This is a genomic window from Pseudomonas sp. GM24 (assembly GCF_000282235.1).
Classification (GTDB): domain Bacteria; phylum Pseudomonadota; class Gammaproteobacteria; order Pseudomonadales; family Pseudomonadaceae; genus Aquipseudomonas.
Window position 1 is genome coordinate 16,188 of the sequence record NZ_AKJR01000050.1, and the last position, 21,297, is coordinate 37,484.

The following is a 21,297-nucleotide window of genomic DNA, read 5'->3' on the forward strand; positions in this document are numbered from 1 at the left end:
CTACATCACGCCACGATGTCGCTGGTCGCTGCCTGGCCAACGGTGCTGACCTGGAAGTCGGCCACGCCGTGCCCGGAGAAGTCCACCGAGAGCAGGCTGTTGCCGCCCGACGACGTCAGGACCGCGTCACCGGCAGCACCGGTGAAGCTGCTGACGAAGTGCAGGCCGGCACCGTTGGTGATGCCAGTCAGGTCGATTTTGTCCAGACCGCTGACGAAATCGAGGATCTGATCGATCGTACCTGGCTTGGAATCGGAACTGGCCGCGAACACAAAGGTGTCCGAACCAGCACCGCCCCACAACTTGTCAGCACCACCAGCGCCGTAGAGGATGTCGTTGCCGGCACCACCCTTGAGCTCGTTGGCCACGCTGTTGCCGATCAGCAGATCGTTACCCGAGCCGCCAATGGCGTTCTCGATGATCGCGCCCTTGGCTATGGACACGTTGCCTACCATGCCGCCAACGTCGGAGAACGAGGCGTCATTGAGGTTGATCTTCTGGTTCTGGGTGAAACCCGAGAAGTCCAGAGTATCTTTGCCGCCCGCGTCCCACACCGAGAACACCACTTTGTCACTCGACGACGAAGCGCTGAGGAAATCGCGGCCAGTGTTGGAGTTGAAGCCGTAGGTGGTGTCACCGGTACGGGTGGTCAGGTTGGCACCGTAGAGCTTCTGGATGGCAGCGATATCGTCCATCAGCGGGCCGGACGAATACGCTTCGACACCGCCCTTGCTGAAGTTCTGATTGGTGTTGCTTTCGCTCCAGTAGCTCATGACGCTGTAGCCGCGGGTGTCCTGCCCGTAGGACGCGTCGTTGTAGGTCGGGTTGCCATTACCGGCGTTGTAGTCCCCAGGGTGAGCGAGACCCAGGCTGTGACCAATTTCGTGAGTCAGGGTCTGACGACCGTAGTTGTTCAGATCCGGATTCTTGTTCTGCGTGTAGCCACTGTTGATCAGGTACCACGAGGTGCCGTCATAACCGGCGCCAGTGCCTGGCAGATAAGCGAACGCTGCAGCGCCATCCTGGCCACCGCTGTAGTTACCGAAGGTCATGTGGCCGTCACCGCCCGAGGCTTTCTCGGTGAAGGTCACATTGGCCACGTCAGCCCAGGATTGCATGGCGAGCTTGGCCTGGGCTTGTTGTTGTGCACTGAACTGACTGAACCCGGTGATCCCGTGCTTGTACATCGTGCTGGACGATGCCGAAGTCAGGAACGTATAGGTGAGTTCGATCTTGCCGCTGCCGTCCTTGTCCTGGTAGGCAGCACCGTCGCGCAGCAACTGGGTGGCGGCCTGGTCGACGGAGTAGGAGGGTTTGCCATTGACCGTGAGGTTGCCGCCACGGTCGTACTGATGGCTGAAGCTATTGATCTGGTTATACGCCGAGCTGAAGGCTGACAGCTGGAAAGCCTGTTCGGCAGTATCAATAGCATTCGCTTTAACTTTCGACATAAACACACTTCCTTGTTTAGCAATGGAACAGTTTTTGTCCGACAGGACGATCTCTGGCGAGGTCGTCCTATCACTCGCCCAATGAAGGCGTAAGAAACCTGACACAATTTGAAATCTGCCGTAAAGGATTTTTTTGGGATCAAATCGGACTGTTTCGGGAAACTGCCGTAAACAAAGCGTGCGGAGGTGAAAGAATGTTTTAGTTGCGGAGCTTTTGCCTAATTGTCTGACGATTTTCTATTTAAATATTAAATATGGGTAAGTTGTTTTTTGTTAGGCGCGTCTCACTTTCCTGCACTTTATTAGTGCGATGCCAGTGTATTGATATCAACCAAATGGCTCACCCAAACTGTAGGAGCTGACGAGTGAAACGAGGCTGCGATCTTTTGACTTTACCTTTCAAAAGCAAGATCAAAAGATCGCAGCCTGCGGCAGCGCCTACAGGGGAAAAGCGGATCAGCTACCGGTGCGTATCTTGTTCCACACGCGAGTGCGGATCCGGTCGATATTCAACGGCATCGCCTCCAGCGCAAACAATTTGCCCATCATCTCCGGGCTCGGATACACCTTGGTGTCGTTCTTGATGGCCGGGTCGATCAGGCTGTCCGCCTGCTCATTGCCATTGGCGTAATGCACGTAGTTGCTGATGCCGGCCATCACGTCCGGGCGGAGCAGGTAGTTCATGAACGCATAACCAGCCTTCTCGTCCGGCGCGTCGGCGGGCATGGCGACCATGTCGAACCAGATCGCTGCGCCCTCCTTGGGAATCGCGTAGCCGATGTCGACGCCATTCTTCGCTTCTTTGGCGCGGTTCTCGGCTTGCAGGATGTCACCGGAGAAGCCGACCGCCACGCAGATGTCGCCGTTGGCCAGATCGCTGGTGTATTTCGAGGAATGGAAGTAGCTGACATACGGCCGCACTTTCATCAGCAGCGCTTCGGCTTTCTTATAGTCCTCGGGATTCTTGCTGTGGTGCGGCAGGCCCAGGTAGTTGAGCGCCGCGGGCAGCAATTCCGGGCCGTTGTCGAGGATCGCCACGCCGCACTTCTGCAGCTTTTCCATGTACTCGGGCTTGAAGATCAGATCCCAGGAGTCCACCGGTGCGTTGTCGCCCAGCACCGCTTTGACTTTGGCGATGTTGTAGCCGATGCCGGTGCTGCCCCACAGGTAGGGAAAGCCGTGTTCGTTGTTCGGGTCATTGGTTTGCAGGGCTTTGAGCAGCACCGGATTGAGATTCTTCCAGTTCGGCAACTGGCTCTTGTCGAGTTTCTTCAGCGCCCCACCCTGAATCTGCCGAGCCATGAAGTGGTTGGACGGAAACACCACGTCGTAACCGGATTTGCCGGTCATCAACTTGCCGTCGAGGGTTTCGTTGCTGTCGTAGACGTCATAAGTGACACCCACGCCGGTCTCTTTTTCGAAGTTCTTGGTGGTGTCCGGCGCGATGTAGTCGGACCAGTTGTAAACCTTGACCGTTTCCGCTGCCTGAGCAAGGGAAACGGCGAGCATCAGCGGTGCCAGAGCGAGGGTCTTGCGGATCATGGATCGATTCCTGTGTGGGTTTTCTTTTTTGTTGGCAGGCAATCAAAAGGATCAAACAATCAGAAAATCAGCACGTAGCTCTTGCGCACGGTTTCCTGGATATCCCAGATACCGAGCGTGTTGGCCGGCAACATCAGTGCGTCGCCACCTTGTATGTGCAGGGTTTCGCCGCCACCGTCAGGGGTGAACGTGCAACGCCCGGAAATGAAATGGCAGAACTCTTGCGCGGTGATCTGCCGGCGCCAGCGCCCGGGCGTGCATTCCCAGACGCCGGTCTCGACGCCGTCATCGCGCTCGACGCTGGTGGTCGAGGCGATCGCCACCGGTTCGCCGAGGGGTACGGCCACCGGGTTGGATTCATCGAGTGTCAGGGTTGCAGTGTTTTTGAACTGGGTAATGCTCATGGTCTGACCTGTCTTTGGGCTTTCTTGAATTAATTCGACGCTCAATGCATGAAACCTTCCATGAAGCCCGCGACCTGGCTGGCGAGTTTGCGCCGCCATGGCGCGGTCGCCGGGTTGGCCAAGGTCTGGTCTTCGTGGACGAAACTTTTGATGATCGCGTTGTAGCCGAGCCAGCGGCACGGCTCTGGCTCCCAGGCCCGCAGTGCGTGAATCCCGCCGTCGGGTAGCACCCACGGCTGCTGAGTCAATTCGGTATCGCGCTCAAGAATCAGATCGGCCAGCGTACGCCCGCCGAGATTGCTGGCACCGACGCCCTCCCCGCCATAACCGCCGGACAGCGCGATGCCATTGGCGCGATCGCAGAGCATGTGCGGTTTGAAGTGCCGGGACATGCCGAGGTTGCCGCCCCAGGCGTGGGTGATCTGCACGTTTTTCATTTGCGGGAACAGTTCGCCGAACAGATAGCGGCGCAGCTCAACCTCATCGCGGGTCAGATCGAAGTTATGCCGCAACTTGCCGGCAAACTGATAACCACCACGGGCGCCAAAGATCAGGCGGTTATCCGCGCTGCGCTGGCCGTAAGTGACTTGGCGGCTGAATTCGCTGAAGGCTTGGCCGCGATTGAGGCCGATTTCCTCCCAGGTTGCCGCCGACAACGGTTCAGTGGCGACAATCAGACTTTGCACCGGCAACTGATAACGGCCCAGCGGCGGCAACGTCACCGAATAACCTTCGACGGCCGGCACGATCCAGCGACTGCGCACGCTGGCTTTCGCCGTGCGCAAACTGCCCGACTGCCAATGGGTGACCGGGCTGTTTTCGTAGATCTTCACGCCCATGTTCTGCACGGTGCGCGCCAGGCCGCGAACCAGTTTCGCCGGGTGGATGGTCGCCACGTGTGGCGCGTAAATCCCGCCATAGGGTTTGGCCACACGGATCTGCTGGGCCAGTTGTTCGGGGCTGAGCCAGCGGTAATCGTCGTCGGTCAGGCCCTGGGCATGTAGTTTGGCCAGATACTCACGCAGCGTGGCTTCCTGCTCCGGATAGCGCGCCGCGCAATACAGCACGCCACCCTTGCGGTAATCGCAGTCGATGCCTTCGCGTTCGAGAACAATTTCCACTTCATCGGGAATGCTGTGCAGCAGATCGAATGACGCGCGGCGCTGCTCTGGCGACAACCCGGCCAGCAAGCGATCCTCGCCGAGCAGGTTGCCCATCAGCCAGCCACCATTGCGACCGGAGGCACCGAAACCGGCGGTTTGTGCTTCGACAATCGCAATGTCGAGGCCCGGCGCGAGTTTCTTCAGGTAGTACGCCGTCCACAGGCCGGTGTAGCCGGCGCCGATGATCGCCACGTCGACGTCCAGATCTCGCTCAAGCTCGGGCCGCGCGGTCAGCGGCTCATCGAGTTGATCCATCCACAAACTGATAGTGCGCCACGCCGGCATGCAAGACTCCGCCACTGAAAACCTTCGATGGCGTCGATCCTAGTGGCTGTGCTCAGTTGCTGTCTTGCGCGCGTGTCCGCAAAGAAATTTGTTTAACGTAAGCCTTCGGAGACTGGCCGGTGTGCTGGCGGAAACAGCTGTAAAACGCCGACAACGAATTGAAACCGGCAGCGAAAGCCAGTTCATCGATACGCACCGGCGGTGTGGCGTTATCCAGCGCACGCAGCAAATGCTGCAGGCGCGCCTGATTGACGTAGCGATAGAAGCTTTGCCCAAGCACCTGATTGAGCAGGTAGGAAATCTGATTGCGGCTGTAACCGCACTCCTTCGCCACCCGCTGCAAGTCGAGTTCAGGATCGAGATACGGCTGCTGCTTTTCAAAGTACTGTTGCAGGTCTTCAGCCATGAAACTCAATTGACGCGGCGACAAGCCCAGGCGACTGACCGCCGGGCGCTGACTTGCCGAGTTTGTGCCGTGAGTTTGCGTGCGCACCAGCGAAGCGTATTCGTTGACGCGCCAGATCAGCCCGTCCTTGACCGTGATCGCCTCGCTGGAGCGGAACGACACCAGGCCGTCGCCGCCGCGCAAGGTCACTTCGTATTGGATGAATGCGGTGTTGCCGTCGACGCGAATGCGGTCGCAATGCTCGAGCAGTTCGTCGGATTCACGCGGCATGCTGACGCGTACGTACTCGCGCAACTCATCAAGGCCGAGCACGCGATTCTGGAAGAAATCGTTGTACTGGATGTCCGGGTGATACAGCGCCATGACGCTGTCGAGGTCACGGTGCTTCCAGCTCAGGTGATAGCGCATGACCGCGGCCGCCGTGGCCTGGGTCTGTTCTGGGCCGTCGTCGTCGGCGTGCATAAAGGGCTCGGCGCAAAAGAATCGAGCTTGCCGAAGTTCGGCGCGAGCTTCAATGACTAATCCGTAGTGGCCATTTGGCGACGATTGCGTAGGCCGTGACTTACATCAAAAAATGCGAAGCAATCGCAAAATGAACTGAAAAATCTCACAGGAATTTCACATGCAGATGCTACTTTTAATGTCAGTCACCGGTTGAGCCAATGAAGGCTCTTCCCACCTAACATGAGCAAACGGAAGCGCTCGATGAAGAAGGCGGGCAACACATGAATAAAGGGTCAAGCAAAGTCACGTTTCCCAATGCATGCCAGCTGATGCGCTGGCATTTTCATCCCATGGGTTTTGAGGCGACGATGGACGCGCCGGGCAGCATGATCGCCCGTCTGTTTGATCGTGCCAGCGGCGAAACCATGATCGCCATCGCTGGCATCCCGTGTGCGACGGTGATGAATGCAGCAGATGTCGAACGAATTATCGAGGCTGTGGAGGATGAACTGGAAGCCTTCGTACCTCCGGAGTCTCTCAGAAGCTACGCATAAGCTTTTGATTTAAAACAAAAAGCCCACATCTCTGTGGGCTTTTTTGTGCCTATGCGGTTTGTTTGGTAACACGGTGATCAACGAAGAACGGCTTGCCCTTGGCCACCCGGTCAGACGCCCGGGGCATGTTCACCGCTTGCGCTTCCTGCGGTTCGACGTACCAGTAGCAATGGCTGACCGCCCGTGTAATACCGACATAGGCCAGGCGCAGGATTTCGTCTTTTTGCGCAGTGTCGTACGGTTCGCTGTCGCCCGACTTCCCCAAACCTGCCATGCGATAGACCTGGTTCTTGTAGGGCGAACTGGTCAGGTGCTGGCAATCGCCGAGCAGAAACACCGCGTCGGCCTGCAAGCCTTTGGCGCTGTGGTAGGTCAGCTGCTTGAGACGCCGCGCTTCGTACGGCAAGCTCGAATCAACATTAACCACTGACTGAATATGCTCTTCAATCAATAACTTATCGCTGCTTTTTCGATAAAGCATCAAGATCGAATGACCTTGGCGGTAGTGCTCGGCGAGGCGCTGCCCCAATGCCTGATCATCGCGTTCCAGCACATTGACTGGCTGCAACGGCTTGGGCGCACCGCTGGCCTTGGCTTTTTTGCCGGGGATCGCTGGCGCCGCGCGGACGATGTGTTCAGCGGCATCGATGATGTGCTGGTGACTGCGATAGTTGTCACTGAGCATCACCCGCGTGGTGCTCGGCGACGGGAACTCCTTGTCGAATGCCATGAAGTAACTCGGCGAACTGCCACGCCAGCCGTAAATCGACTGCCAGTCATCGCCGACGCACAGCAGCGATGAACGCTGCGCGCCCCGCCCGACGTGCATGGCGGGGCCACGGCTGCGGATTTCCGTGAGGCTGGCGCGAATCCACGAAACGATCTGCGGCGAAACGTCCTGAAACTCGTCGATCATTAAGTGCGACAACGGTCTGAGTAACTCATCGCTCAACAGCTTGAGGTTTTCCGGTGAGTGCTCGCTGAACAGCGCGAACATCCGGTTGTAGGTCATGATCGGCGGCTTCTGGTCGAGCAGATGATCTTCAAAGGCCCGCCAGAACAGGCTGAGTGCCTCAAAGAAAAACCGGTCTGGATCGTCCTTGGCAAAGCTCATGCGACCGACCGCGTCTGGCACGTCCAGGCCGAGGTTTTCGATGAAACCGGCCGCCGCGACAAAACTGTCGAGCAATGGCGCGGAAGCCAGTTCGCCCTTGACCTTGTACTCAAAGCCCGGCCCGGCGCTGGCATCACCCGCCAACGTGGCCAGAACACGCCTTGACGATTCGTAACTATCTAGCCAAATCAGAGGCTTACGACAGAAAGCTTGAAACAGGGTGCGCTTGACTGCCCACTCGGCGCGCACGCTGAGCTTGGCGTTTGGCCGACTGACCTGCGGGTTTTCCCGCGGATCGAAGCCGAGCACCACCCAGGCATCCAGGCTCGGAATGTAGCCATGACAGTGAAATTTCGCGCCGTTGATATCGAAACTCTGCCGGTTCGGCTCAATGCCCTTGATCGGCCAGGCGCCAGCGCGGAACCACAGATCTTCAATGGCATCGCACAGTTCTTCATCGCGCTGGGAGGCTAACTGCGTCACCGCTACGCGTTTTTGCACGTCCGGATGATCGCGTTCCAGCTCCTTGAGCTGCAAACCAGCTCGGGACAGCGGCTGAATCAACTGGCGGAAACGCTCGTCTTCATTAAACAAGTGCTGATAACAGGCGTTGAGTTGCTGGCGTTGTGCATCGTTGATGCGCAGGTCGAAGGGGTTACTGTCGACCTCCTGCTCATCACCTTGTGCGCGGTGGCTGAGGTTTTCAAAGGCCTGCAGACGTTCGAAACCCGGCAAGCTGCGCACCATCGGCAGAATTCGCGAGTGGAAAGTACGCACCAGATCGCGTGCCTGGCGCAGGTTCAGCACCAGGCCCCAGAGCGCGAACAGCTCGATCAGTTTGTTGATGAAATCCTTGCGCGACTCGCGGGTGAAGGTCACCACGGTCATCGAGTCCAGCTCAAAACCCAGATAGTGGTTAAGCAACAGAATGCGCAGCACCAACGTGGTGGATTTGCCCGCGCCTGCGCCAGCAACCACTGAGGTTGACGGGGTTTCGCTGAAAATCATCTTCCATTGTGCAGCGCTCGGCTGAGCGTGCTCCGGCAGCAAACGGGCGACATCGGCCTTCATGCGCTTTTTCAACTCGGCCGTCAGCGGCAGGCGCCAATCGTCAAACAGATGGTTATCGACGCTGGGCGGTCGATGCTCAGTATTGCGACTGTCACGGATCAGCAGCACCTGACGGCCTTCTTCCAGCCCCTCAAGCTTGCCTTCCTTAAAGCCATATTCGACGCCAGCGGTATGCCCGCTGCGAAAGCCATCGGCCTGACCGTGCAACCACGACGCTCGGTGTTGAGCGCGCAGCCGGGTCAAACCATGGCCGAAAAAGCGCGCAGCCAGACGTTTGAACCATGGCATCTCGGCCAGGGGGCGAAGTTCGGGAGGAAGATCGGGGGTGTGTTGCGCCACGCTGACGGACTCCAGTGTGTGAGGCTGTTGCGGCTATGGTGTCTGTATTTGCCGTTCAGTTCTAGCGAAATGCTTACAGGTCATTGGTTTAGGCGATGAACTGAAGGTGAGATGAGACCCTTTCGAGCTTGTTTCCAATCGATCAATTCGATAATAACGCCGCACTTTTTACGCTTTTTATCGATTATTGACTGATAGATGATGGCCGTCATAAACCACCGGTGTCGCGTCGGGTGTCAACCATTAACACTCCATGACGAACCTTTTGAGGAGACGATCATGCTTGAACTCAGACCCTTCAGCTCGCTGGGCGGCGCCCACCACGGCTGGTTGGATGCCCATCACCACTTTTCGTTCGCCGAGTACTACGATCCGCAGCGCATGAGCTGGGGCAACCTGCGGGTGTGGAACGATGACGTGATCGCCGCAGGTACTGGCTTCCCACAACATCCGCATCGCGACATGGAAATCATCACGTATGTCCGTGAAGGTGCAATTACTCACCAGGACAATCTCGGCAACAAGGGTCGCACCGAGGCTGGCGACGTTCAGGTGATGAGCGCCGGCACCGGCATCGCGCATAGCGAATACAACCTGGAAGCCAAGGACACCAAGATCTTCCAGATCTGGATCCTGCCAACGGAAACCGGCGCGCCGCCCTCGTGGGGTGCCAAACCATTCCCGAAAGGCCAGCGCGAAGGCTTTGTCACGCTGGCCAGCGGCAAGGAAGGTGATGACCAGAGCTTGCGGATTCGCGCTGATGCAAGATTGGTCGCGGCCAATCTCAAAGCCGGGGAAACTGCCGAATATCAGCTGGATGAAGGTCGTCGTGCGTATCTGGTGCCGGCCACTGGCGTGATTGAGGTCAACGGCTTGCGTGCACAAGCTCGAGACGGTGTGGCGGTGGCGCAGGAACGAGTGCTCAGCGTCACGGCCATTGAGGACAGTGAAATTGTCCTGGTGGATCTGGCCTGATCGCTCGAATGGCAGGCAAAAAAAAGGGGCAACCAGACGGTTGCCCCTTTTTTCATGCGCTTGCCGCCTTCATCAGCCGGAAATGGCGCCATCTACCAGCGTCTGCGCTTCAACGACCAATTGCTTGAGGTGGTCGTCACTGATGAAGCTTTCGGCGTAGATCTTGTAGATGTCTTCGGTGCCCGACGGACGCGCGGCGAACCAGCCGTTTTCAGTCATCACTTTCAGACCGCCAATCGCCTGATCGTTGCCCGGTGCATGGCTGAGAATGCTCTGGATTTTCTCGCCGGCCAGTTCTGTCGAGGTAACCTGTGCAGGCGACAGCTTGCTCAGCAACGCTTTCTGCTCCGGATTGGCCTTGGCATCGACGCGCACCGAGAACGGTTCGCCCAGCTCATCGGTCAATGCCTTGTAGGCCTGGCTCGGATCGCGACCGGTGCGCGCGGTCATTTCAGCGGCGAGCAATGCCGGGATCAGGCCATCCTTATCGGTGCTCCACACGCCACCGTCCTTGCGCAAGAACGATGCGCCCGCGCTCTCTTCGCCACCGAAACCGAGCGAGCCATCGAACAGGCCGTCGGCGAACCATTTGAAACCGACCGGAACTTCGTACAGACGACGCCCCAAGCGCTTGGCCACGCGATCGATCAGACCGCTGCTGACCACGGTTTTACCGACGCCAGCATCCGCACGCCACTGCGGGCGGTTCTGGAACAGGTAATCGATCGAAACAGCGAGATAGTTGTTCGGCGCGAGCAAACCACCGGACGGCGTCACGATGCCGTGACGGTCGTGATCGGGGTCGCAGGCAAAAGCGACGTCGAAACGCTCTTTCAGGCCGATCAGGCCTTGCATCGCGTGGCTGGACGACGGGTCCATACGAATCTGGCCATCCCAGTCAACGGTCATGAAACGGAACGTCGCGTCGACTTCCTTGTTGACCACTTGCAGATCGAGGCGGTAATGCTCGGCAATCGCCGACCAGTAGCGCACCCCTGCTCCGCCCAGCGGATCAACACCCAGGCGCAGTTTGGCGTCACGAATGGCGTCGAAGTCGATCACGTTTATCAGGTCGGCCACATAAGTGTTCACGTAGTCGTGACGATGCGTCGTGCTGGCCTTGAGCGCCTGCTCGTAACTGATGCGCTTCACACCGGCCAGTTTGGCGGCCAACAGTTCATTGGCCTTGGCTTCGATCCATTTGGTGATGTGGGTGTCGGCCGGCCCGCCGTTGGTTGGGTTGTATTTGTAACCACCACTTTGTGGCGGATTGTGCGACGGCGTGATGACGATGCCGTCCGCCAGGCCCGAGGTGCGGCCACGGTTGTAGCAGAGAATGGCGTGGGAAATGGCCGGCGTCGGCGTGTATTCATCACCTTCGGCGATCATCACGGTGACACCGTTGGCGGCCAGTACTTCCAGCGCACTGGCTCCGGCCGGAGTCGACAGGGCGTGGGTGTCGATGCCGACAAACAACGGCCCGGTGATCCCTTGGGCTTCGCGATACAGACAGATCGCCTGGCTGATGGCCAGAACGTGCCACTCGTTGAAACTCAAATCGAACGAGCTGCCCCGGTGCCCGGATGTTCCGAACGCCACACGCTGAGTGGAAATCGAGGCGTCAGGCTGTCCGGTGTAGTAAGCCGTTACCAGTCGCGGGATATCGACCAACAATTCTGCCGGTGCCGGTTTGCCCGCAAAAGGACTGAGTGTCATGCAAAACCTCTGAAATAGAGTGATTCAGGAATAGAGCGCAGTTTACTGGCAGTTTGACCGCAGTGCGATGGGATCTATCCGGGACGCTCCCGATGTTTTTTAACGTTATTCACCGGGTGCCAGGCGCAAGGCGTCACCGAGCAGGCCGACCACGCGGGCCAAGTCATGCTCGCCGTGGCTCAGCGGACTCAACCGCACATGCTGCGCATGCAGGCCTTGCAGGCTGAACAGCTCGCCCGGCGCAATAATGATCTGCTGTCTCAGCAGGCGCTGGAACACCTGCGCCATGTTGACCGGCCGCAGAGAACGCACCCACACGGTCGCACCACCTTGGGGTTCGACAACCTGCAACGCATCGCCGAGACGCTCACGCAACAGCTCAATCAATTGCGTGCGACGCTCCTTGAGCATTCGTCGCAGTATCAACAAATGCTGATCCAGCCGACCACCCGCCAACAGCCTGGCAACGGCCTTCTGACGGATCGGCGACAAGCGAAACGCGCGCAACAGAAAATGCCGCTGCAACTCGTTGCGCCACTGCCGTGAGAGCAATATGCCGAAAGGTGCCTCGGCACCAATGAATTTCTCGAACGTGGAAAACACCAGCAGACGATCAGGGTCCAACCAGTCACGCAATCGTTGGGTGCCCCCTCCTTCGTGGAGTTCGCTGTAACAATCGTTTTCCAGCACCCAAGTGCCATGGCGCCCGAGCAAATGCGCGACTGCCTGTTGGTTGCTCAGCGGTATCAGGCTGCCCCGCGGCATGCTCAACGCCGAAGACAACAGGATCAAACGCACCGACTCACTCTTGAGCACCGACTCCAGGCGCTGCAGATCAATCACGCCACCGGCAAATGGCAGTTCGATAACACGCACCTCGGCGGCTTCCAGCAGACGCAAGATCACCCAGTCACAGGGCGACTCGACGACCACGGTGGCGCGACGCAACTCAAGCACGGAAATCAGAATGTCCAGGACACCGCGCAGATCAGCACCAATGTAGACGTCATCCGCACGCCAGTAATTGGCGGTAGACGAGGTATAACGCGCGGCCATTACCGTGCGTAGTTCAAGCTCTCCGCAAGGTTGCACGAGCGCTTGCGGCTGGCGCGGATATTGACGCAGCAGTTCGCGCTCCAGCATCAGTAACGGACTGTCGAGCGGTTGCAGAGAGGCCGGCTCATCGGCGCTCAGCACACACATGCCCGGGCGCCTGGCATTGACGTAAACGGTTTCCAGCAAATCACTGCCGCTATCGGGCGAGTCCGATACGTGTAGCGCTTGCGCGTAGTATCCGGATTTGGCGATTGAATAGACCCTGCCTTCCTTTTCCAGCAGCGAATAGGCGTACTGGACCGTCGAGATCGACACATTGAGCCGATCCGCCAGTTGTCGCAGTGAAGGCAAGCGCACCGCCGAGCCACTGCCCGCCTCGTCTATCAGCAGCGTGAGATATCGATATACCGCCTGATAAACAAAGTCATTCTGCCTCGCCGCTTTCACAAGCTCGCGTCCGTTGGCATGGCTCCATCTCCCTGCACGAGGCTCACGTTCACCCCTCCGCTGATCGATCAGCTGCCGGTTCAACGACCGGGTCCTGCGAGGCTTTTTCACCGGCAGCAGGCATATGAACAGGCCCCATTGCATACAGGCGCACAATCAGCCTGACCGGCAGCCCACTGACATCCGTCATCCATTTCATGACCTGTTCCGGCGCATGCAGGCCCTGCATCGCCCGGTGCAGATCCGGCAACGCCACCAACATGCCGGGGTGACAATTGCGCAAGAACCGCTCGAGCCCGGCGCCAGCATTGATGAACGGTGAAAACAGCAAGCACGTCAGCTGGATTTCATTCAGTTCGAAATTGGCCTGCAGAGCGCTTTCTGCCTGCTTACGCAGAGACTCGAGTGCCTGCAGATTGCCGAAACTCGCCAGCAACTGTTCGCAAACAGGTTCGGGAACCTGTTTTTGTCGCATGGATATCAGGCTGTTTTTCAGGTAATCGCTGACGCCAGCCTCGTAGGTCCGTCCCTCGATGAAGTGCGCCTGCAAGCCCTGCAGATGCGCAGCTACCAGAGGTTCCACATGTTCGTTATCACCTTGATAAAGCGTCAGGTCATCAGCCTGGAAACCCAGAAAATCACTCAGCAAGGGCCAGCGTTCTTCGAGCTTGCCGACAATCATGTCGTTGATACTGATGAAACTGGTGCGCCGACAGGCCTCGAATTGACCTTCGGGACGCCACGCTACCCGCTCTTCTTCGGGATAAAACTCGCGGTAATAATCGCCACCCAGTCCATCGAGAAGCGGGAACAGCATGTCAAAGCCGAGAGAACTCACCTGCGGGCCGGCAATCGCGGCTTTCTGCGCGGCGCGCCCCAATCCCTCCAGGAAGTGCCCCTGACGGCGCACGGATTCACTGCCGATCATCGCATCGACGCCATTGTTCCAGCGGGCGACCTGCCCGTAGAACTCGGCAGTGGCCAGATAAGCGTCATCCCACAGTTCAAGCGTTTCGTTCCAGGTTCGACGATGGCCGATCAGCAACAGATTGATGCGGTTGGCTTCACGCCCCGCCTCGCCAATGGGTGCCTGATGATCAAACGGCAGGACCTCGCGGTGATCCACCATCACCAGTTCGACTCGTGGATCGTCATACAGAAACAGCGCGCTGTAGCTGCGGTGCATGTTTTGCAGGGACGCCGGGCTGCTGCCGTTCCAACGCAGGTTGGCGACCCGCAGCTGAAAGGTCGCGGGCGATCGGCCAGCAATGGTCAGTTGTGCGGCCCGTAAAAGGGCCAGCGTATAACAACTGTCGCGCGACCCTGACTGGTTCACCAGAACCTTGAAATGACCGATGTTCTCCATACCGCCGGCGGCCACTGCCAGTCGCTGGATCAGCAACTGCAACGCCGTGCGTTCCGCGCGAGAGAAGAAACTCAGCAAACGTTGCAATACTTGCTGGTAGACATAGTTCATTGCCTGATCATGGATCGTGCTCATCGGTATTTACCCGGTATCGAAAGTTTCATGCCGCACGGACTGAAAATCAGTCTGGCGACAATTCATCAATAAGTAATAGACGTTCGAATGCTAACACTTACAAGTTTGTAGTTATTTGAAACACTTACGCTGCAAAAACCCCTTCAGCGACCGACCAACAGCCTCAAGCCGCTGTAATTGCAGGGATATTTTTTTCCGGACGCAGTCCTAGGAAACTTCCCACAATGTCCCACGACAAGTGAGTACAAGAAAAAGAGAAGCAGTTTCCGAATAGCCCTACAACAATTAAACAAAAGTTGGCTTGATCAATCGATTTATTCGTTTGATATCGCGCAGGACAAATTGAATGCACAGCCATGGCTCATTCCTTGAGATGAAAGTAATCATTCAATTATCAGGGCTTACATTGTGATTAGAAGATACAGATAGGGAGCAAAAACCAGTTCAGTTGCTGAACGGTCCCGGGGGCTGCACCAGAGCGCTGTGTTTTTCAGGAGGGAGGTAAACGCACAAGAGTCCGTGGGGCCACGGACTCTGATGACAAGGCTTACGCCGGTTCGACTTGCAGGGCAACCCGTTCGCGGCATGGGCATTCGTCCATGTAGCGATGCGCTTCGACGAATTCGTTGAACGGGAAAACCCGCGTTTTCAGCGGCAGCAACACACGATCAGCGGTCAACTGGTTGATGTCACGCAAGGCACGTTGCAGAGCGACGTGGTCCTGAGTGATGCCCAGTTCCGGCTTGCCGGTGAAGTTGCCGATGCAGTGCACGAAAAACTGGATGTTCTTCTGGAACGCTGCACAGGCCGGGAACGGCGTCTGGTTGCCGCCCTGCAAACCGTACAGCACCAGACTGCCACGCGGCGCCAGCACATCGCCAAGCAGCGACATCTGTGGGCCGCCGAGACCGTCGAACACCACATCGACACCACGGTTGTCGGTGATCTTGTTGATTCGCATCAACAGATCTTCCTCTTCCGTGACGATGACCTTTTCTGCACCGAGGGACAGCAGGTACTCGCGCTCTTCGGCTTCTTTGGTCGCAGCGATCACCCGCACGCCCATCGCCTTGCCCAACTGGACAAACGAGGGACCGGCACAATGGCTGGCGTCCGTGACCAGAGCGAATTGCCCAGGCTTGACCCGCGCCAGATCGGCGTAGGCAAAGTAGGCGATCAGCAGTGGCGTGTAATGCACGCTGGCTTCGATCGGGCTGAGCACATCCGGATAACGGGTCAGCGCAGTACGCGGCAGTACGATCGACTCGCCGTATACCGGATAGTCGTTCGGGCTTTCAGCCGGAAAACTCGCGACCTTGTCACCGACGGACAGGTCCTCGACATCGGCACCGACTGCAGTGACCACGCCGGCCATTTCATGGCCAAGACCCGATGGCAAACGTGCCTGGGACGATGCCAGGTTCTGACGCCACAGGGTGTCGTACCAGCTGATGCCGATTGCCTCGACACGCACCTGCACTTCGCCAGGACCTGGCTGAGCGGCCGCATGCTCTTCGCATTTGAGCACCTCGGCCGGACCAAACTTGTGAAAACGGATCGTGCGGGACATCGCAAACCTCGTCAAAGTAACCTCTAATGCCATGAACTCTATCTGGGCTTTTGACCCAAGACTATCAGTGGCTATTAATAGTCGACATGCCTGTCATTGATTCCGCAACAGGGGCGGCAGTGGCAAAATCCATGAAAAACTGCTGCCACCGTCTCATTCAAGCTGAATTTTCCGGTGCAGAGTACCAGCCTTTCCCCGTAAGATTCATGCCGGCCATTGTTCTCATATGGCCGCTCTCGTCAAGCTTGATGACTCTGCCAGGACTCCAGATGAATCGTAATGACCTGCGTCGTGTCGACCTGAACCTGTTGATCGTATTCGAAACATTGATGCACGAACGCAGTGTGACCCGGGCGGCAGAAAAGCTCTTTCTCGGTCAACCGGCAATCAGTGCGGCGCTCTCGCGCCTGCGCAGCCTGTTCGATGACCCGCTGTTTGTACGCACCGGGCGCAGCATGGAACCGTCCGCCCGTGCGGTGGAAATCTTCGCCCTGCTCTCGCCGGCCCTCGATTCGATTTCGACCGCCGTCAGCCGTGCGGCCGAATTCGACCCGGCGACCAGCACGTCGGTATTTCGGATCGGTTTGTCCGACGACGTCGAATTCGCCCTGCTGCCAATGCTGCTCAAACGCCTGCGCGCCGAATCCCCGGGAATCGTGTTGGTGATTCGTCGCGTCAATTACATATTGATGCCGGGCCTGCTGGCTTCCGGCGAGATATCCATTGGCGTCAGCTACACCACGGACCTGCCGGCCAACGCCAAGCGCAAGGTCCTGCGTCGCAGCGCGCCAAAATTGCTGCGTGCCGATACCGTGCCGGGGCCGTTGAGCCTGGACGACTACTGCGCTCGTCCGCATGCGCTGGTGTCGTTTGCCGGCGACCTCAGTGGCTTTATTGATGAAGAGTTGGAGAAGCTCGGACGCAAACGCCATGTGGTGCTGGCTGTTCCGCAGTTCAATGGCTTGAGTACGTTGCTGGCCGGCACCGACATCGTGGCGACCGTGCCCGATTACACCGCGGAAGCATTGACGGCTGCCGGCGGTGTTCGCGCGGAGGACCCGCCGTTGCCGACGCGTACGTTTGAGCTGCATATGGCTTGGCGTGGGTCGCAGGATAATGATCCGGGTGAGCGGTGGTTGCGGTCGCGGATTCAGATGTTTTTTGGGGATCCGGATAGTCTCTGAATCAGCGCTGGCAGTTCTGAATATTATTGAACGCAAGCGTAGCTTGCGGCATTCTTCGCAACGAAATTTCCAGGGACGGTAAAATTTGATGCGTACTTCACGTATGCAAGCGCTTGTGCCCCTCGCGTCTTCAAACACCACCGGTGTGATTGAAGGCGAACACTCGCATCCGTCCGGATGCACATGGGGTCAATGTCTCGCAGAACTGCCACCACACCTTCGCCATTCCCGATTCTACGACCGCTTAAGGCTGCCGATCCAACGGACAGCCTTGGCGCTCTGCTCTACGCTACGGCTATCCATCACAGCTGCCCGATCTGACCTCTTGAAACGGAACTTCGCATGAGCGGAAAACCTGCTGCACGCCTCACGGACCCCACTAGCTGCCCTCTTCCGGGACATGGCACGAATCCCATTGCCAGTGGCTCGCCCAATGTGAACTTTGACGGGCTTGCTGCCGCCCGGATGACCGACAAATCCGCTTGTGGCAGTCCGATCACGGGAGGCGTCAGCTCGACCGTTTTCATCAATGGTTTGAATGCTGCGACGATCGACAGCACGGGCGGACACGGCAACATCGTTGTGGGCGGTTCCGGAACAGTCATCATCGGCGACACCTTCGTCTCGGCACCTTTCAGCGGTCTGCTGCCGATGCCGGTGCACTTCAGCGACAAGATCAAATTGATCGACGAAAGCACGGGTGAGCCCATGCCTAATCATGCCTACGCGATTCAGCGCGCGGACGGCAGTTTCGAGTACGGCACCAGTGATTCGCTGGGGTTCACGCACGTCGTGAGTTCACACGTGGCAGAAACCTTCAAACTATTTCTGGAAGATTGAAAACATGCCGGCAGAGCAAATCCAGCTTCCCAATGGAAATACCGCGAGTCTGGCCGTCACGCCGACGTTAACACTCGTGAAGGATCAGTCGGTAAAGACGGCTCCCGTTCCCGTAAAGAAGGCGATCGTTTTTTTCATTGGTGGGGCTGCCGACCAAGAGAAATATTATTTTCAAGGCGCGTTCCACAATATCGACGACGCAAAAAAACAGCTCGACGGCAAAATTGCCGGCAGCGCCAAGCTGCCGGCGAAATACACGGGGTTCCCTAAAAGTTATAAGGATGCAAGGGGTTCCGGCGATATCCAGACTCACTTCATCGACAACATTCCCAGCAAATCCTGCCCGGTTTACATCGTCGGCCACAGCCTCGGCGGATGGAACGGCGCACATCTGTCACAGATCCTTTCCGAAGCCGGTTACACCATCAAATATCTGGTGACACTCGATCCAGTGGGTGAAGGATTCCTGGTATGGCTGGGTTCCGATATCTATTTTTCGGAGCCAACGCCTGTCGCTGAAACATGGATCAACATCCGGGCCAACGCCAGTACACCTGACCAATCTGACGGTGTCGCAGAATTCGGGGAGCGTTGGATGATCGAGTCTGGTCCGACCATCAACAAGACCATTGATAGGCACCATGCATCTGCTGACTGGATGTTTATAGAACCTGTGCAAGGGACGAAGTCCGCCTGCGATCTGATTTTTGACTCAATCAACGGTATTTTCGGCCAATGAACAGCTTCCGCGCGGTCATATACCTGGGCGTTCTACTCTTCACCGGCTGCGTAAAAACGGCGAGCATTCCCCCCGCCGACCTCACGCTATCGTCGTTTGAGCTCGGCCCCGCCAATCTGTTCACGGCCCACTTCAACTCCACTGTGGATTTGCAGAACGCTTTCAATGATTACGAAAACTCCAACCAGCTCAACCCTACCCTGATCTGCTCTCTCAATCGCGACATGGAGTTCTCATCCGAGCATTCAATCGCGGTAAAAGCCGAAGGGCGAGTGAATGCAAGCGGTCAAGCCAGGCCCAATTACAAGTTTTCCTCCGACCTGATCTTCTACTACACCAATCCCGATGGTACGCAACGCGACTTGAATGACTACGACGCCATCAAACCGTTGCTGACGTCGCAAACTTCCATCCCGTGCAAAGTTCGCATAACCGCCTATGGGTATGAGGCCTATTACACTAATACGTTATTCATCCCCTCCAGGATCATGATTGAACAGATCTTCAGATAGCCGCGCTTTGCTGAACCTGGCGCAAGGATTTGGAGAAGCACTGGTTGTCAGGCGAGCACCCATAAAAAAGCCCGGAAACCTTCCCCGGGCTTTTTCATTTGTGCGTCTCTTTTGCATTTTTGTGCGACACATCCCCTTTCAGGACTCCCGCAAGGCTCTGACACGGTGTTAGGTTGTAAGCGTATGTGTCTCAACCTTGAGACACGCCTAACTCACTGCCCTGCAAAGGAATGCCCTTCGTAATGAATGTCCCTTTCAAAAAACTGGCTGCCACCACCTTGATGCTGGCCGGCCTCGCCGTGTTCACCGCGCCCGCGCAAGCCAATATCACCCCACAACAGAGCGCTGAAATCCTCAAAACCTACAGCGCCGACAAAGCCACTGATTTCCGCCAGTTCATCGGTAATCTGGGCAAGAGCGATCTGGCGAAAACCGCCGACATTGGCTCGGCGATTGGCGCGTACCTTGATAACAAGACCCTGACCGCCGAGCAGCAGAACGAAATCTATCGTCTGCTGGGTATCTACACGCGCGCGAAATACAGCGCCGCCGCCACCGAAACCCTGCGCGAACTGGTCGAGATCCCGACTTATCGCAAGGACGGCGTCGAACAGCACGACAACCCGGAATTCACCAAGATCGCGGCGAAGATTCAGAGCCTTGCCGAGTCGTTCAATCTGAAATTCCGCAACATCGACAATCGTGTCTACGAGATCTCTCTCGACGGTAGCGGCGACGAAGTGGTCGGCATTCATGCCCATGCCGATGTGGTGCCGGTGACGCCGGAAAACTGGGTGCTCAAGGATGGCACCCGCCTCGACCCGTTCAAGATCACCCTGATCGGCGACCGCATGTATGGTCGCGGCACCGAGGATGACAAGAACGGCATCGTGGTCACGCTGTATGCCATGAAAGTCATCAAGGAAGAAAAGCTGCCGCTGGTGCGCAACTTCAAGCTGTTGGTCGACACCACTGAAGAAACCACGGGCGACGCGATTCCCTACTACTTCGAACGCAATCCGACACCGAACTACAACCTGGCGCTGGACGGCGGTTACCCGGTGGTGATTGCCGAGAAAGGCTACGGTACCGTCATGGCCAACTTTGCCAAGCGCAAAGGTGCAGGCAAAGGTGCGGAAATCATCTCGATGACCGGTGGCCTGGCGACCAACCAGATTCCATCAGCGTCTGTCGTCACCCTGGTCACCGATAAGCCTGCGGAGCTGGCCGCCAGTCTGCAGAAGGCCGGTGACGAGTTTGCCAAGCGTAATGGCGGCGATTTCCAGGTGAATGCCAAGGTTGATGGCAAAGACGTCAAGCTGACCGTGACTGGCGTATCTGCGCACTCCTCCGAGCCAGAGTCCGGGGTCAACCCGGTCGCACGGATGCTGGTCTTTATCAATAGCCTTGATGGCAAAGTCGCGTTCAAGCACAACCACATCACCGATGCCGCGCGTTACGCCGCCGACAACTGGGATCTGGATTACCTCGGTAACAAGCTGGGGGTCGGTTTCTCCGATGCTTTCATGGGGCCGCTGACAACGTCGTTGACCTACGTCGGAATGGATGACAAAGCCTTCAAACTCGCGGTCAACCTGCGCGTTCCGAAGGGCAAGTCGCCGGAGAAGCTCAAGGCTGAAATCGCTGAGAAACTGGCGGCGTGGAGCAAGAAATCCCACGTAGCGGTTGCGTTCGACTACTCGATTGCCGAGCCGATGTACCGCAATCCTGAGGGCGAATGGGTCAAGGCACTGTTGGCGGTTTCGACAGAAAACCTCGGCATGAAACACGAGTTCGGCACTTCCGCCGGCGCCACTTCGGTGCATGAACTGCCGAATGGCGTGCAATTCGGTTTGGCCATGCCAAATGTGAAGTACACCGGTCACACTGATGGCGAGTTCAAGACCGTGGAGCAATTCCAGCTGGATCTGCAGATCGTGACGGAAATGATCGGACGTATCGGCCAGTTGCCGAAACTCTGATC

Annotated in this window: 17 protein-coding genes; 7 read left to right on the forward strand and 10 right to left on the reverse strand. The window is 57.4% G+C overall.

Features of this window, described 5'->3' with window-relative positions:
* Positions 1–5: 5 nt before the first annotated feature.
* The 5 genes from PMI23_RS08250 to PMI23_RS08270 all read right to left on the reverse strand — a co-directional run bounded on the left by PMI23_RS08250 (position 6) and on the right by PMI23_RS08270 (position 5,713).
* Positions 6–1,451 (reverse strand): serralysin family metalloprotease, encoded by a 1,446-nt coding sequence (locus tag PMI23_RS08250; protein WP_007914895.1) that lies wholly within the window; start codon positions 1,449–1,451, stop codon positions 6–8.
* A 456-nt stretch (positions 1,452–1,907) separates the two neighbouring features.
* Complete coding sequence (locus PMI23_RS08255) at positions 1,908–2,993, reverse strand: polyamine ABC transporter substrate-binding protein (RefSeq protein ID WP_007914896.1); 1,086 nt, start codon at positions 2,991–2,993, stop codon at positions 1,908–1,910.
* Positions 2,994–3,052: 59 nt separating this feature from the next.
* Complete coding sequence (locus PMI23_RS08260; protein ID WP_007914898.1) at positions 3,053–3,397, reverse strand: cupin domain-containing protein; 345 nt, start codon at positions 3,395–3,397, stop codon at positions 3,053–3,055.
* Positions 3,398–3,438: 41 nt separating this feature from the next.
* The gene (locus tag PMI23_RS08265; protein ID WP_007914899.1) at positions 3,439–4,845 is read right to left on the reverse strand and encodes an NAD(P)/FAD-dependent oxidoreductase; all 1,407 of its coding nucleotides are present in this window, start codon (positions 4,843–4,845) and stop codon (positions 3,439–3,441) included.
* Between the two features lie 52 nt (positions 4,846–4,897).
* Entirely contained in the window at positions 4,898–5,713 is an 816-nt protein-coding gene (locus PMI23_RS08270; RefSeq protein ID WP_007914901.1) for a helix-turn-helix domain-containing protein, read from the reverse strand.
* 263 nt (positions 5,714–5,976) lie between these two features.
* Between PMI23_RS08270 and PMI23_RS08275 the strand changes: the two genes are divergently transcribed.
* The gene (locus PMI23_RS08275; protein ID WP_038367758.1) at positions 5,977–6,249 is read left to right on the forward strand and encodes a DUF1652 domain-containing protein; all 273 of its coding nucleotides are present in this window, start codon (positions 5,977–5,979) and stop codon (positions 6,247–6,249) included.
* 49 nt (positions 6,250–6,298) lie between these two features.
* Here PMI23_RS08275 and PMI23_RS08280 read toward each other — a convergent pair whose 3' ends face one another.
* Positions 6,299–8,773, reverse strand: a complete 2,475-nt coding sequence (locus PMI23_RS08280) for a UvrD-helicase domain-containing protein (protein WP_007914907.1) — start codon at positions 8,771–8,773, stop codon at positions 6,299–6,301.
* A 279-nt stretch (positions 8,774–9,052) separates the two neighbouring features.
* Between PMI23_RS08280 and PMI23_RS08285 the strand changes: the two genes are divergently transcribed.
* Positions 9,053–9,748: a pirin family protein gene (locus tag PMI23_RS08285; RefSeq protein WP_007914909.1), complete on the forward strand. Its 696-nt coding sequence runs from the start codon at positions 9,053–9,055 to the stop codon at positions 9,746–9,748.
* 72 nt (positions 9,749–9,820) lie between these two features.
* On the opposite strand, the gene pgm is transcribed toward PMI23_RS08285, so the two are convergent.
* The 4 genes from pgm to PMI23_RS08305 form a co-directional block, all read right to left on the reverse strand.
* Positions 9,821–11,464 carry a phosphoglucomutase (alpha-D-glucose-1,6-bisphosphate-dependent) gene (pgm, locus tag PMI23_RS08290; protein WP_007914911.1) on the reverse strand — a complete coding sequence of 548 codons (1,644 nt, stop codon included), beginning with the start codon at positions 11,462–11,464 and terminating at the stop codon, positions 9,821–9,823.
* 105 nt (positions 11,465–11,569) lie between these two features.
* Positions 11,570–12,967, reverse strand: a complete 1,398-nt coding sequence (locus tag PMI23_RS08295; protein ID WP_042704921.1) for an aminotransferase-like domain-containing protein — start codon at positions 12,965–12,967, stop codon at positions 11,570–11,572.
* 49 nt (positions 12,968–13,016) lie between these two features.
* Complete coding sequence (locus PMI23_RS08300; protein WP_007914915.1) at positions 13,017–14,468, reverse strand: hypothetical protein; 1,452 nt, start codon at positions 14,466–14,468, stop codon at positions 13,017–13,019.
* 547 nt (positions 14,469–15,015) lie between these two features.
* Positions 15,016–16,038, reverse strand: coding sequence for a zinc-dependent alcohol dehydrogenase family protein (locus tag PMI23_RS08305; protein WP_007914918.1), 1,023 nt, complete (start codon positions 16,036–16,038; stop codon positions 15,016–15,018).
* Between the two features lie 269 nt (positions 16,039–16,307).
* Between PMI23_RS08305 and PMI23_RS08310 the strand changes: the two genes are divergently transcribed.
* From PMI23_RS08310 to PMI23_RS08330, 5 genes are all read left to right on the forward strand, one after another.
* Positions 16,308–17,222, forward strand: coding sequence for a LysR family transcriptional regulator (locus PMI23_RS08310; protein ID WP_007914920.1), 915 nt, complete (start codon positions 16,308–16,310; stop codon positions 17,220–17,222).
* 342 nt (positions 17,223–17,564) lie between these two features.
* Positions 17,565–18,062 (forward strand): PAAR domain-containing protein, encoded by a 498-nt coding sequence (locus PMI23_RS08315; RefSeq protein WP_007914923.1) that lies wholly within the window; start codon positions 17,565–17,567, stop codon positions 18,060–18,062.
* A 4-nt stretch (positions 18,063–18,066) separates the two neighbouring features.
* Positions 18,067–18,801: a hypothetical protein gene (locus PMI23_RS08320; protein WP_007914925.1), complete on the forward strand. Its 735-nt coding sequence runs from the start codon at positions 18,067–18,069 to the stop codon at positions 18,799–18,801.
* On the forward strand, positions 18,798–19,313 hold the full coding sequence (locus PMI23_RS08325) for a hypothetical protein (RefSeq protein ID WP_007914927.1): 516 nt from the start codon (positions 18,798–18,800) through the stop codon (positions 19,311–19,313). The genes PMI23_RS08320 and PMI23_RS08325 overlap by 4 nt, the downstream gene beginning before the upstream one ends.
* 242 nt (positions 19,314–19,555) lie before the next feature.
* On the forward strand, positions 19,556–21,295 hold the full coding sequence (locus PMI23_RS08330; protein WP_007914929.1) for a dipeptidase: 1,740 nt from the start codon (positions 19,556–19,558) through the stop codon (positions 21,293–21,295).
* The last annotated feature ends 2 nt before the right edge of the window (positions 21,296–21,297 follow it).

Coding starts and splice junctions, on each gene's coding strand:
- PMI23_RS08250 (WP_007914895.1), bottom strand. CDS start 1,451: ATGTCGAAAGTTAAAGCGAATGCTATTGATACTGCCGAACAGGCTTTC.
- PMI23_RS08255 (WP_007914896.1), bottom strand. CDS start 2,993: ATGATCCGCAAGACCCTCGCTCTGGCACCGCTGATGCTCGCCGTTTCC.
- PMI23_RS08260 (WP_007914898.1), bottom strand. CDS start 3,397: ATGAGCATTACCCAGTTCAAAAACACTGCAACCCTGACACTCGATGAA.
- PMI23_RS08265 (WP_007914899.1), bottom strand. CDS start 4,845: ATGCCGGCGTGGCGCACTATCAGTTTGTGGATGGATCAACTCGATGAG.
- PMI23_RS08270 (WP_007914901.1), bottom strand. CDS start 5,713: ATGCACGCCGACGACGACGGCCCAGAACAGACCCAGGCCACGGCGGCC.
- PMI23_RS08275 (WP_038367758.1), top strand. CDS start 5,977: ATGAATAAAGGGTCAAGCAAAGTCACGTTTCCCAATGCATGCCAGCTG.
- PMI23_RS08285 (WP_007914909.1), top strand. CDS start 9,053: ATGCTTGAACTCAGACCCTTCAGCTCGCTGGGCGGCGCCCACCACGGC.
- pgm (WP_007914911.1), bottom strand. CDS start 11,464: ATGACACTCAGTCCTTTTGCGGGCAAACCGGCACCGGCAGAATTGTTG.
- PMI23_RS08300 (WP_007914915.1), bottom strand. CDS start 14,468: ATGAGCACGATCCATGATCAGGCAATGAACTATGTCTACCAGCAAGTA.
- PMI23_RS08305 (WP_007914918.1), bottom strand. CDS start 16,038: ATGTCCCGCACGATCCGTTTTCACAAGTTTGGTCCGGCCGAGGTGCTC.
- PMI23_RS08310 (WP_007914920.1), top strand. CDS start 16,308: ATGAATCGTAATGACCTGCGTCGTGTCGACCTGAACCTGTTGATCGTA.
- PMI23_RS08315 (WP_007914923.1), top strand. CDS start 17,565: ATGAGCGGAAAACCTGCTGCACGCCTCACGGACCCCACTAGCTGCCCT.
- PMI23_RS08320 (WP_007914925.1), top strand. CDS start 18,067: ATGCCGGCAGAGCAAATCCAGCTTCCCAATGGAAATACCGCGAGTCTG.
- PMI23_RS08325 (WP_007914927.1), top strand. CDS start 18,798: ATGAACAGCTTCCGCGCGGTCATATACCTGGGCGTTCTACTCTTCACC.
- PMI23_RS08330 (WP_007914929.1), top strand. CDS start 19,556: ATGAATGTCCCTTTCAAAAAACTGGCTGCCACCACCTTGATGCTGGCC.